General features: G+C 72.1%; 11 protein-coding genes and 1 pseudogene. 1 reads left to right on the top strand and 11 read right to left on the bottom strand.

The window, feature by feature from the left end; genetic code table 11:
• Window positions 1–134: 134 nt before the first annotated feature.
• Window positions 135–908, top strand: a pseudogene (locus tag A4E84_RS03555) (D-alanyl-D-alanine carboxypeptidase family protein); the annotation flags it as partial.
• A 59-nt stretch (window positions 909–967) separates the two neighbouring features.
• Here the strand turns inward: A4E84_RS03555 and A4E84_RS45420 are convergent.
• From A4E84_RS45420 to crcB (A4E84_RS03610), 11 genes are all read right to left on the bottom strand, one after another.
• Window positions 968–2,353: a glycosyltransferase 87 family protein gene (locus tag A4E84_RS45420; RefSeq protein WP_062925133.1), complete on the bottom strand. Its 1,386-nt coding sequence runs from the start codon at window positions 2,351–2,353 to the stop codon at window positions 968–970.
• Window positions 2,350–3,744 (bottom strand): polyprenol phosphomannose-dependent alpha 1,6 mannosyltransferase MptB, encoded by a 1,395-nt coding sequence (mptB, locus tag A4E84_RS03565; RefSeq protein WP_062925134.1) that lies wholly within the window; start codon window positions 3,742–3,744, stop codon window positions 2,350–2,352. The genes A4E84_RS45420 and mptB overlap by 4 nt, the downstream gene beginning before the upstream one ends.
• A gap of 158 nt (window positions 3,745–3,902) precedes the next feature.
• Entirely contained in the window at window positions 3,903–4,835 is a 933-nt protein-coding gene (locus A4E84_RS03570) for a glutaminase (RefSeq protein ID WP_062925135.1), read from the bottom strand.
• A 34-nt stretch (window positions 4,836–4,869) separates the two neighbouring features.
• Complete coding sequence (aspA, locus tag A4E84_RS03575) at window positions 4,870–6,279, bottom strand: aspartate ammonia-lyase (RefSeq protein WP_062925136.1); 1,410 nt, start codon at window positions 6,277–6,279, stop codon at window positions 4,870–4,872.
• A gap of 123 nt (window positions 6,280–6,402) precedes the next feature.
• Window positions 6,403–7,419, bottom strand: coding sequence for an asparaginase (locus A4E84_RS03580; protein WP_062925137.1), 1,017 nt, complete (start codon window positions 7,417–7,419; stop codon window positions 6,403–6,405).
• A gap of 32 nt (window positions 7,420–7,451) precedes the next feature.
• Window positions 7,452–8,894 (bottom strand): amino acid permease, encoded by a 1,443-nt coding sequence (locus A4E84_RS03585; RefSeq protein ID WP_062925138.1) that lies wholly within the window; start codon window positions 8,892–8,894, stop codon window positions 7,452–7,454.
• Window positions 8,891–9,640, bottom strand: a complete 750-nt coding sequence (locus A4E84_RS03590; RefSeq protein WP_079128845.1) for a FadR/GntR family transcriptional regulator — start codon at window positions 9,638–9,640, stop codon at window positions 8,891–8,893. The genes A4E84_RS03585 and A4E84_RS03590 overlap by 4 nt, the downstream gene beginning before the upstream one ends.
• Before the next feature lie 122 nt (window positions 9,641–9,762).
• Window positions 9,763–10,599 carry an undecaprenyl-diphosphate phosphatase gene (locus A4E84_RS03595; RefSeq protein ID WP_062925140.1) on the bottom strand — a complete coding sequence of 279 codons (837 nt, stop codon included), beginning with the start codon at window positions 10,597–10,599 and terminating at the stop codon, window positions 9,763–9,765.
• A gap of 80 nt (window positions 10,600–10,679) precedes the next feature.
• On the bottom strand, window positions 10,680–11,027 hold the full coding sequence (crcB, locus tag A4E84_RS03600) for a fluoride efflux transporter CrcB (protein WP_062925141.1): 348 nt from the start codon (window positions 11,025–11,027) through the stop codon (window positions 10,680–10,682).
• Entirely contained in the window at window positions 11,024–11,404 is a 381-nt protein-coding gene (locus A4E84_RS03605) for a DUF190 domain-containing protein (RefSeq protein ID WP_062925142.1), read from the bottom strand. The genes crcB (A4E84_RS03600) and A4E84_RS03605 overlap by 4 nt, the downstream gene beginning before the upstream one ends.
• Entirely contained in the window at window positions 11,401–11,853 is a 453-nt protein-coding gene (gene crcB / locus A4E84_RS03610) for a fluoride efflux transporter CrcB (RefSeq protein WP_062925143.1), read from the bottom strand. The genes A4E84_RS03605 and crcB (A4E84_RS03610) overlap by 4 nt, the downstream gene beginning before the upstream one ends.
• Between the last annotated feature and the right edge of the window lie 159 nt (window positions 11,854–12,012).

A 12,012-nucleotide genomic window follows, 5' to 3' on the forward strand; every position in this document is an offset into this window, starting at 1 on the left:
TTCGGGTGCCGGAGCGCGGTGTGCGGCCCCGTCGTCGCCGTGCGGAGCGGGTCCGTTTCTACGTTGATCATATGATCATCGGATTCTCTTCCCGGGTGACCGTGTCGGCGGGTGTGCTCTGCCTCGCGGGGCTCATGGCGCTGACGCCCGCCGCGGCGGCCGGCCCCGGCGTGGCGGAGCCCACCCCGCCGGGCGGGCCGAGGGCCGCGGCGCCGCACCCCTCACTGCTGTACCGTCCCGGCACCCAGGTCCGCCTGCGCGCCGGGGCGTCTCGCGTTCCGAAGGTCTCCGCACTGTCCTGGGTGGTGGCCGACGCCCGCACGGGTGATGTGCTCGCCGCGCACAACGCGCACCGAAGGCTGCCCCCGGCCAGCACCCTGAAGACCCTGTTCGCCCTCACCGTGCTGCCCGGACTGCCCGCGGGCATCCGCCACACGGTCCGCGCACGGGAGCTGAGGGGCATCGGGGCCGGCAGCAGCCTGGTCGGGGTCGCCGAGGGCCGTACGTACCGGATCGCCGACCTGTGGCGCGGTGTCTTCCTCAACTCGGGCAACGACGCCGTGCACGTCCTGGCCGAGCTCAACGGCGGCTGGCGGCTCACGGCCGAGCGGATGCAGGCCAAGGCCCGGTCCCTCGGCGCCCATGACACCCGCGTGGTGTCGCCCGACGGCTACGACGCACCGGGCCAGGTGTCGTCGGCGTACGACCTGGCCGTGTTCGGCCGGGTGGGGCTGCGCAACCCCGACTTCGCCCGGTACTGCGCCACGGTCGAGGCCAAGTTCCCCGGCGGCGGCAACTGGTCGTACCCGATCCTCAACACCAACCGGCTGCTCAGCGGCGCCAACGGCGTGAAGCCGTACCGGGGGCTGATCGGGATCAAGAACGGCTACACCAGCAAGGCCGGCAGCACGCTCGTCGCGGCGGCGCGACGGGACGGGCGCACCCTGGTCGTGACGGTGATGAACCCTCAGGAGGGCGGCGGGTCCGCCGTGTACGAGGAGGCACGCTCGCTGCTCGACTGGGGCTTCGGATCGGCCGGGAGGGTCGAGGCGGTGGGCTCGCTCGGCGCGCCGCCCGCACCCGCGCGGCCGGCGGTGACGACGCCGCCCGCGGTCGCGGCGGCCGTGCAGGCCGAGCAGGGGTCCGTCTGGACGGAGGCGGGGCTGATCGTGGGCGCCGTCGGTACGGGCGCGGCGGTCGTGGTGCTGGTGCTGCGGCTCCCGGTCCGCAGGCCCGGCCGGGGCTGACCGGCCGGCAGCCACAGCAGCAGCCCCAGGGTGATCCAGGCGTAGGTGTTGCTCCCCAGGAACCCGTCGACGCCGGACGCGTCGTCGAACCACAGCCACACCACGCTCGTGCACAGCACCCCGTACAGTGCGCCCGCCACCCGGGCATGCCCCGCGCGGACCAGCACGGCGAAGGACGGGAGCAGCCAGACGAGATGGTGCACCCAGGTGATCGGGCTGACGAGGCAGGCGGCGAGGCCGGTCAGGGCGAACGCGGCCGTCCAGTCCCCCGCTGCGGCCGCCCGGCGCGTCCGCAGGCCCCACACACCGAGGACCAGCAGGACCGCCACCGCCCACACCGCGCGGTCCGGTTCACCGAGCCGTGCCAGGATGCCCTGCACCGACTGGTTCGAGACGTAACCGAGGCGCCCCACGCGGTTGGTGTCCCACAGCGCCTCGGTCCAGTAGAAGCGCGAGGCGTCCGGGTCCACCCCGGCCGCCAGGGCCGTGGCCCCCGCGGCGACAGCCGTGGCGACCGCCGCCGCGCGTCGGCGTCCGGCCACCAGCAGCAGGCCGATGAACAGCGCGGGCGTGAGCTTGATCGCGGCCGCGAGACCGATGCCGACGCCCGCGAGGCGTCCGCGTCCGGTGGCGAGCAGCGTCGCGTCGGCGAGCACGAGCGCCAGCAGCAGGAGGTTGACCTGCCCGAAGCTGAAGGTGTCGCGGAGTGGTTCGAACAGGGCGAGCAGACAGACGGTCAGGGCCCAGCCGTACCAGCCGGGGCGCCGCCAGTCCGGTCCGGCGAGCAGGCGCAGGACGACGGCCAGGGCGGCCAGGTTGAGCAGCAGGGCGACGGCGATCGCGGCGTGCAGACCCAGCAGGGCCATGGGCAGCATGGCGACGGCGGCGAACGGCGGGTAGGTGAAGCCGTACGGCGTGCCGGGCACCCGGTAGTCGTAGACGCGGCCCCCGTGGTGGACCCAGGAGTCGATACTGCCGTAGTAGACGCGCAGGTCGAACCAGTCGCGCAGCAGCGGCACGGTCGCGGTGAAGAGCGTCACCAGCGTGGCGAGGGCGAGCACCAGCAGCAGCCGGCCCCGGTCGGTGCGCGGCAGGGCCGGGGTCATGCGGCGCTTCCCGGCGCCGGGGCGAGTTCGGCCTGGCGGGCCTGCCACAGCACGACGACCGCGAGTGCGCCGCCGGAGACGGCCAGCACGAGTTGTCCCATGTCCGCGGGGCCGCCGCTGGGCAGGACGCACAGCGCGAGGACGCCGGTCACCGCCGCCGTGCGGTGGCGTACGGACGTACTGGGTGCGGCGGCGGCGATGAGGAACAGACCCCACAGGGCGTACCAGGGGCGGATCGCCGGGCCGAGCGCGGCCACCGCCGCAAGGGACAGGCCGAGCGCGTACACCGGCCGGGGGCGCAGCCGCAGCCAGATCAGCACGATCGCGGTCACCGCGGTCGCGATGCCCAGGGCGTGCCAGGCGGGGACCGCCAGTGGTGCGAGACCGCTGCCGAGGTGCTCCAGCAGGGCGCGGGTGGCGCGCCCCAGGAGGGTGGTCAGGGCCCAGTTCTGGGGTGAGGCGGGGGTGTTCAGGGCGCCGACCCAGCCATATCCGGTGCCGGCCACGGCCGTCGCGGCGACGGTGGTCGCGGCGGCTGCGACGGCGGTCTGCACCAGGGCCTGCACCGGGCTGCGGCCCGCGCGGACCTGGAGGACGACGACGGCGGCGAGGCCGAGCACGGCGGGCGCCTTGACCAGGGCGGCGAGGGTGACGAGGACGGCGCCGAGGACCGGCCACCGGCCGAGCGCCGCCACCAGGCCGATGCCGAGCAGGCCGAGCATGACGGCGTCGTTGTGGGCGCCCGCGACCAGGTGCAGCAGCACCAGCGGGTTGAGGGCGCCGAGCCACAGCGCGGCGGACGGGTCGGCGCCGCTGTGGCGGGCGAGGCGGGGCAGTGCGGCCGCCATCAGGGCCACGCCGGCGAGGGCGACGAGCCGCATCCCCAACAGTCCGGCGGGCAGTTCACCGCGGGTCAGACCGGACAGGGCCGCCGCGACGGCGAGGAACACCGGGCCGTACGGGGCGCCGGTGTGCCGCCAGAGGGGTGCGACCTCGTCGGCGAGCGGGCCGCCGAGCCGGGACGGCCCGTGCGCGTACACGTCCATGTGCGCCTCGACCATCGCCCCCTGTGCGAGGTAGCTGTAGACGTCGCGGCTGAACAGCGGCGGGGCGATCAGCAGCGGGGCCGCCCAGACGGCGAGGACGAGCAGCAGGGCGCGGGGAGCGGGTGGTCTCGGCCCGCGGACCAGCCGGCCCAGCAGCAGCCAGGCCGCGATCAGCAGGACGACGCCGAAGTACACGCCGACCAGGCCGAGGGCGGCGCGGGCGGATGCCGGGTGGAGAAGGTCCGCCACGGGCAGGGCGCCGGCCGTCTCACCGCCCAGGGCGAGGCAGGCGGTACCGGCCAGGCCGAGTACCTGGCAGCGGCGGAGATCGACGGGGAAAGCCATGGCCAACACTCGGGCAGCGTGTCAACGGCGCATGACCGGGAGGGGACGCTTCCCTCTCCAGCGGGCGGCCCGCGTGTGACCGGCCGGTGATCACCGGCGGAAGCGTGTCCGACGCGGCCACGGCCCTGCCTCGCCGGCGGCCCGGGTGGGACCGGTGGTCAGAAGACCGACAGGCCGGTCAGGGTCGTGAAGCGGTCGAGCGCCGCCACGCCCGCCACCGAGTTGCCCCGCTCGTCGAGGCCCGGGCTCCACACGCACAGGGTGCAGTGGCCGGGCACGACCGCGATGATGCCGCCGCCGACCCCGCTCTTGCCGGGCAGGCCCACGCGGTACGCGAAGTCGCCCGCAGCGTCGTAGGTGCCGCAGGTCAGCATGATCGCGTTGATCTGCTTGGCCTGGCTGCGGGTGAGCAGACGGGTGCCGTCGGCGCGGATGCCGTGCCGGGCGAGGAAGCCCGTGGCGAGCGCGAGGTCGGCGCAGGACGCGGCGATCGAGCACTGCCGGAAGTACTGCTCCAGGAGCGTCGGCACGGGGTTGTCGATGTTGCCGTAGGACGCCATGAAGTGCCCGAGCGCGGCGTTGCGGTCGCCGTGGGCGGACTCGGAGGCGGCGACCTCCCGGTCGAAGGTCAGGCCGGGGTTGCCGCTCTCCGTCCGCAGGAACGACAGCAGTTCGCCCGACGCGTCGCCGGTACGGGTGTGCAGCCGGTCGGTGACGACGAGGGCGCCCGCGTTGATGAACGGGTTGCGCGGGATGCCGTTCTCGTACTCCAGCTGGACGAGGGAGTTGAAGGGGTTGCCGGAGGGCTCGCGGCCCACGTGCTCCCACAGGGCGTCGCCCTCGCGGGCCAGGTCGAGGGCCAGCGTGAAAACCTTGGTCAATGACTGCGCGGAGAACGGCCGCCGCCAGTCCCCCACGCCGTACACCGTGCCGTCGGGGTCGGCGACGGCCATGCCGAAGCTGCGCGGGTCGCAGGCGGCGAGCGCCGGGATGTAGTCGGCGGGCCGGCCACGGCCGGGGGTCCGCTCGATCTCCTCTGCGATGCGCTCCAGGACCGGCTGGAAGGTCGTCGACGACGTCATGATCGCCATTGTCCCTCCGCCGGTCCCGGTGCGCTCGTGGGGGTCAGGCCGGGCTGTGGCCACTGCCTGCCAGGACCTCGGGGCGCAGCAGTGCGGCGAGGGTCTCGGCGGGGAGCAGGCCCTTCTCCAGGACGAGTTCGGCGACGCCCCGGCCGGTGGCGAGGGCCTCCTTGGCGATGTCGGTGGCGGCCGTGTAGCCGATGTGCGGGTTGAGGGCGGTGACCAGGCCGATGGAGTTCTCCACGCTCGCACGCAGCGCCTGGGTGTTGGCGGTGATGCCGGACACGCAGCGCTCGGCCAGGGTCAGGCACGCGCTCTGCAGATGCGTGATGGACTCCGACAGGGAGTGCAGGATGATCGGCTCGAAGGCGTTGAGCTGGAGCTGTCCGGCCTCGGCGGCCATGGTGATGGTGACGTCGTTGCCGATGACCTCGAAGGCGACCTGGTTGACGACCTCGGGTATCACCGGGTTGACCTTGCCGGGCATGATGGACGAACCGGCCTGCACGGGCGGCAGGTTGATCTCGCCGAGGCCGGCGCGCGGGCCGGAGGACAGCAGCCGCAGGTCGTTGCAGCTCTTGGAGAGCTTGACCGCGATGCGCTTGAGCACGCCGGACATCTGCACGAAGGCCCCGCAGTCCTGGGTCGCCTCGACCAGGTTGGCCGCCGTCACCAGCGGGAGCCCGGTGATGGCCGCGAGGTGGCGGCGGGCCGACTCGGCGTAGCCGGCGGGGGCATTGAGGCCGGTGCCGATCGCGGTCGCGCCCAGGTTGATCTCATGGATCAACTGGACGGCCTCGGCGAGGCGGGACCGGTCCTCGTCCAGCATGACGGCATAGGCCGAGAACTCCTGGCCCAGCGTCATGGGCACCGCGTCCTGCAACTGGGTGCGGCCCATCTTGAGCACGTCGCGGAACTCGACGGCCTTGGCCGCGAACGCGTCCTGGAGGACGGACATCGCGTCGAGCAGCCCGCGCACCGCGAACACCGTCGCGATCTTGACGGCGGTCGGGTAGACGTCGTTGGTGGACTGGCCGAGGTTGACGTCCTCGTTGGGGTGCAAGAAGCGGTACTCGCCCTTGGCGTGACCCAGCAGTTCCAGCGCCCGGTTCGCCACGACCTCGTTGGCGTTCATGTTGGTGGAGGTGCCGGCGCCGCCCTGGACGACGTCGACGACGAACTGGTCGTGCAGCTTGCCGTCGCGGATCTCACGGCAGACCTCGACGATGGCGGCGGCCTTCTTCGGATCCAGCAGGCCGAGTTCCTCGTTGGCGAGGGCGGCGGCCTCCTTGACGGCGGCGAGGGCGTCGATCAGGTGCGGGTAGGCGGAGATGGGCATGCCCGTGATGGGGAAGTTCTCCGTGGCCCGCAGGGTGTGCACACCCCAGTACGCCTCGGCGGGAACGTCACGGTCGCCGAGCAGATCGTGCTCGGAGCGGGTGGCGGCGGTCATGACGGTGAGGGTCTTCTTTCTGACAGAAGGGAGGGTGGGTTGCGCCCCTTCCAGGGGCGCGGGGAACTGCGCGACCGGTCACAGGGGACCCGCAGCCGCCGAACGGGAGCATCCGGCACGCGTTCAGGCGCGGGCCGCACCGGCGACCGGCTCCAGCGAGCGAACGGGCCGGACCCGCCCGACCTCCCGCCCGCCTCCGAGCAACGCCTCGCCCTGGAACTCGGTGAGCAGCTCCGGGTCGACACCGGCCCGGGCCAGCGCGGCGGCGATCACCGGCACACGCGCCCGGTTCGCACCGTCCGCGATCTTCACCGCAACGGTCCGCCCATCGGCCAGCGCGGCGACCTGTACGCCCTCGAAGCCGTCCTTGGACAACAGCCCCGGCACGGCCCGCATCAGCGCGGCGACGTCCCGCCCGGAGCCGGAGGCCATCTCCGCGTGCTCGCGCATCGCGTCGGCGACCCGCGCCTCGGGCGTACCCGGGGCGGCCGTGACGATCCGGGCGGTGGCGCGGGCGAGGCCGTGCAGGGAGATGGAGAACAGGGGTGCGCCGCAGCCGTCGACGGTGACCCGGGCGATGCGCTGCCCGGTGAGGTCCTCGACGATCTCGGCGATGGCCTGCTGGAGCGGGTGGCCGGGGTCGAGGTAGTCCTCCAGGGGCCAGCCGTTGAGCATGCAGGTGTAGAGCATGGCGGCGTGCTTGCCGGAGCAGTTCTGCGCGAGCCGCGAGGGCAGCCGGCCCTCGCGCACCCAGGCGTCCCGGACGACCGGGTCGAACGGCATGTCCGTGACGTTGCGCAGATGGTCCTCGGTGAGCCCGGCGAGGTCGAGGATGCGCCGGGCACCGGCGAGGTGGCGTTCCTCTCCGGAGTGGCTGGCCGCCGTCAGGGACAGGAGCTCGCCGTCGAGCGGCAGCCCGGCCCGGGCCATGGCGACGGCCTGGACGGGCTTGATCGCGGAACGGGGGTAGAAGGCGGCCTCGATGTCTCCGATCTGGAGCGCGACCCCTCCGTCGGCGTCGAGGACGACGACGGAGCCGTAGTGGATGCCTTCGACGATTCCGCCGCGGACGAGGTGGGCGACGGGGGCGTGGACGGGTTCACGGACAAGGGGTGCGTCCGCGAGGGAACTGCTGAACATCACTGCCTGCTTCTCTGGGAGCGGCGCGTTCCTCACGCGCCGGCTCCGGTGGTGGACTTGCGCGCGATACGGCCCCGGATGGCGAACCATCCGGCGACCAGTGCCCCGACGATCAGCGGCAGGCACAGCACGGTGGTGCGTCCCGCGCCGCCGTCGGCGTACATGAGGACCAGGACGGAGGCGAGGAACGCCAGCGTCACGATCTCGGTCCAGGGGGAGCCCGGGAGCCGGTAGCCCGGGCGGGTCAGCTCGCCCCTCTGGGTCTTCTGCCAGAAGAGGAGGTGACAGATCATGATCATGCCCCAGGTGGCGAGGATGCCGATCGCGGCGAAGTTCAGCACGATCTCGAACGCCTCGGCGGGCACGACGAAGTTGAGGCCGACGCCGAGCACGCAGATGCCGCTGGTGAGCAGGATGCCGCCGTAGGGGACCTGGCTGCGGCTCATCACGGAGGTGAACTGCGGCGCTGATCCGGCCATGGCCATGGAACGCAGGATGCGGCCGGTGGAGTACAGGCCGGAGTTGAGGGAGGACATGGCGGCGGTCAGGACGACGAGGTTCATCACGCCGCCGGCCGCCGGAATGCCGATGTTGGACAGCACCGTCACGAAGGGGCTCTCACCGGCGGTGTACTTGTTCCAGGGCAGCAGCATCGACAGCAGCACGACCGAGCCGACGTAGAAGACGCCGACGCGCCACATGATCGAGTTGATCGCCTTCGGCATGATCTTCTCGGGGTTCTCGGTCTCCCCGGCCGCGACACCGACCAGTTCGACGGAGGCGTAGGCGAAGACGACGCCCTGGATGATCAGCAGCATGGGCAGCAGGCCGTGCGGGAAGAGGCCGCCGCTGTCGCCGATCAGGGACGGGCCGGGGGTGTGGCCGTCGACGGGGTGCTGGGTGACCAGCAGGAAGATGCCGATGCACATGAAGACGACGAGCGCACCGACCTTGACGATCGCGAACCAGAACTCCAGCTCGCCGAAGATCTTCACCGAGATCAGGTTCACGGTGAGCACCACGGCCAGCGCGATCAGTGCGATGACCCACTGCGGGATGTCGGAGAACATGCCCCAGTAGTGGGTGTAGGTGGCGACGGCGGTGATGTCGGCGATGCCGGTGGTCGCCCAGTTGAGGAAGTACATCCAGCCGGCGGTGTAGGCGCCCTTCTCCCCCATGAACTCACGGGCGTAGGAGACGAAGGCACCGGAGGAGGGCCGGTACAGCACCAGTTCGCCGAGAGCGCGCACGACGAGGAAGGCGAAGAGGCCGCAGACCGCGTAGGCGATGAAGAGGGAGGGGCCGGCTTCGGCGAGGCGGCCGCCGGCGCCGAGGAAGAGGCCGGTGCCGATGGCTCCGCCGATGGCGATCATGTTGACGTGCCGGGACTTCAGGGACTTGCTGTAGCCCGCGTCTCCCGCGTCGACATGGCCGGAACGTTTCTGCACATCGTCGTGCAGGGACTGCTCGCTCACGCCTGGGGTTCACCTTCCGTGGGGAGGTCCGAGTCCGTGCGCGGGGAACGCACGATGTCGGTGAGGGTCGTCTCGACGCGGTCGAGGTGGTGGGCCATGGCCTCCACCGCGTCGTGCTCGGAACCGTCGGTCAGCGCCTCGACGATCGCCCGGTGCTCACGGTTGGACTGCTCGCGGCGGCCGCCCAGCTCGTTGAGGAAGGCGGACTGGCGGGCCAGCGCGTCCCGGATCTCCTCGATGACCCGGCGGAAGACCGGGTTCTGGGCGGCCTCGGCGACGGCGAGATGGAACAGCGTGTCCATGGCGACCCACGCGGTGGTGTCCGTCTCCCGCTCCATCCGGTCCAGCAGGTGGGCCAGGTGGTCGAGGTTCTCCGGGGTGCGGCGCCGGGCCGCGTAGCCGGCGACCGGGATCTCGACGTGGCGGCGCACCTCCAGCAGGTCGCTGGCCGCGTAGTCGCCGAAGGTGGGGTCCTCGACGGTACTGGCCACGACGAAGGTGCCCTTGCCGGTCCTGGACACGGTCAGACCCATGGTCTGCAGCGCCCGCAGCGCCTCCCGCAGCACCGGCCGGGAGACCTCCAGGGCCCGGCACAGCTCCGCCTCGGAGGGGAGCTTGTCGCCGATGGCGTACTCACCGCGTTCGATGGCACCGCGCAGGTGCGCCAGCACCGCTTCCATGGCACTGACGCGTCGCAAGGGCTGCCCTGCGGGTTGTCCGGCTGTCCGGCTGTCTGACAGGTTCACGGGAGAGATACTCCGGCCGACGGGAGGCGGCTGTCAAGGGGGCGCCCCACAGGGGCGCGGGGAACTGCGCGACGAACCACGACGGCGCCGCGGACAGCCGACGGCGCCTCCCGGCAGAACACTCAACTGTGCAGCACACCCGCCCCGAGCAGCCCGAACAGCAGCACACCCACCACGACCCGGTAGATCACGAAGGCGTTGAACGAGTGCTTGGCGACGAACTTCAGCAACCAGGCGATGGAGGCGTACGCCACGACGAACGAGACGACCGTGCCGACGGCCAGCGGCGCCGCGCCCACCCCGGTGCCCAGGGCGTCCTTGAGCTCGTACAGGCCGGCGCCGGTCAGGGCGGGGATGCCGAGGAAGAAGGAGAGCCGGGTGGCTGCCACGCGGTCCAGGTCGAGGATGAGCGCGGTGGACATGGTGGCGCCGGAGCGCGAGAAGCCGGGGAAGAGCAGGGCGAGGATCTGCGAGCTGCCGACCAGCATCGCGTCCTTGAACGAGGTGTCGTCCTCGCCCCGCTTGTGCCGGCCCATCTGGTCCGCCGCCCACATCACGCCGCTGCCGGCGATCAGCGAGCCGGCGACCACCCACAGCGAGGCGAGCGGGCCCTCGATGAGCGGCTTGGCGGCGAGTCCGACGACGACGATCGGGATGGTCGCGCAGATGACCCACCACGCGAACTTGTAGTCGTGGTGGTACCGCTCCTCGCGGTCGCGCAGGCCCCTCCCCCAGGCGGAGACGATCCGCACGATGTCCCTGTAGAAGTACACGAGCACCGCGGCGATCGCGCCCACCTGGATGACGGCCGAGAACCCGACCACGGCCGTGTCGTCGACGGGGATGCCCAGCAGTCCCTCGACGATCTTCAGATGGCCGGTCGAGGAGACGGGCAGGAACTCGGTCACCCCCTCGACGGCTCCGAGGACGACGGCCTGACCGACGCTGATGACGCTCATGGGATCCAGTTCTGCTCGGGGCTGGAGCGGAGGGGACCGTCTTACTACACCCGGACGAGAACGGATCTCATGGGCGCCTCTCACATACGCGCCAGTGCCGCCCCCGCGAAGGCCGCGGCGAGACCGCCCGCCACACTGACCGCGGCGTTGAGGGCGGCCTGGAGACGTGCCCCGGTCTCCGCCAGCCGCAGCGTCTCGTAGGAGAACGTCGAGTACGTCGTCAGGGCCCCGCACAGGCCGGTGCCCAGCAGCAGCTGGAGGTGGGTGGCGGCTCCGGCGAGCAGGCCGAGGAGCAGGCAGCCGGTCACGTTCACCGTCAAGGTGCCCCAGGGGAAGACGGAATCGTGCCGGGCCTGGACCGCCCGGTCGGTGAGATAGCGCAGCGGGGCGCCGACCATCGCACCGCAGACGACCAGCAGCCAGTTCACAACGACCTCTTACCCTTGGTGTCCGCTGTGCCGGGATCGTCCCCTCGTCCGGCGTACCGGATCACCTCGCAGTCCTCCAGGCTCACGAGCCCCTCGGCGACGATGTCGTCGAGTTGCGGGAGGAACGCGCGCACGCGCGGCGCGGTGTCGACGATCACGACCGCGATCGGCAGGTCCTCGCTCAGGGACAGCAGCCGGGAGGTGTGGATGAGGGAGGACGCGCCGAACCCCTCGATGCCGCGGAAGACGCTGGCACCCGCGAGGCCCGCCGCGTGGGCCCGGTGGACGATCTCCGAGTAGAGGGGCCTGTGGTGCCAGGTGTCGCTCTCGCCGATGAGGACGGTCAGGCGCAGCGCGCTGCCGGTGAGTCTCGTCATGGCTGCCTCCCTTTCAGGACGCGGCGGGTCGTCCCGGCCGCGAGCCACACCGCCGTGAGCGCTGCGAGCGGGGTCGCGGCGAGGTAGGCCAGACCGGTTCCGGCCTGGCCGCCGTCGATGAGTCTGCGGATGTCTACGGCGTAGGTCGAGAAGGTGGTGAAGCCGCCCAGGACGCCGGTGCCGAAGAAGGGGCGGAGGAGGGGGTGGGCGGGCCGGATCTCGGTGATGACCACCATGAACACGCCGATCACGGCGCAGCCGGCGATGTTGACCCAGAGGGTCGTCCAGGGGAAGCCCTTCAGGGGCGTGGTCCACCAGAGGGAGGCCGCGTAGCGGGCGGTCGCGCCCACCGCTCCCCCGATCGACACGACCGCGACGACGGGCGCCTGGGCGCGCCAGGAGGGCGGACGCCGGACCGGACGGCGGAGACTCTCTTCGGGGGCTGTCATGGTGGTACGACTCCTACTCGCCGGGGCCCGGGTCGTGCGGGCGCGTGCCGTCGCAAGTAGGGACCGTTGGCGGCGTCACTGCCGCGGTTCGGGTACGGCGGGCCCCACCGCCGCGCCGCGGTGGATGCCCGCGGCCGCGTTCAGGTTAACCCCGGGATC

Origin of the sequence: Streptomyces qaidamensis, assembly GCF_001611795.1 — a bacterium.
Taxonomy (GTDB): Bacteria; Actinomycetota; Actinomycetes; order Streptomycetales; family Streptomycetaceae; genus Streptomyces; species Streptomyces qaidamensis.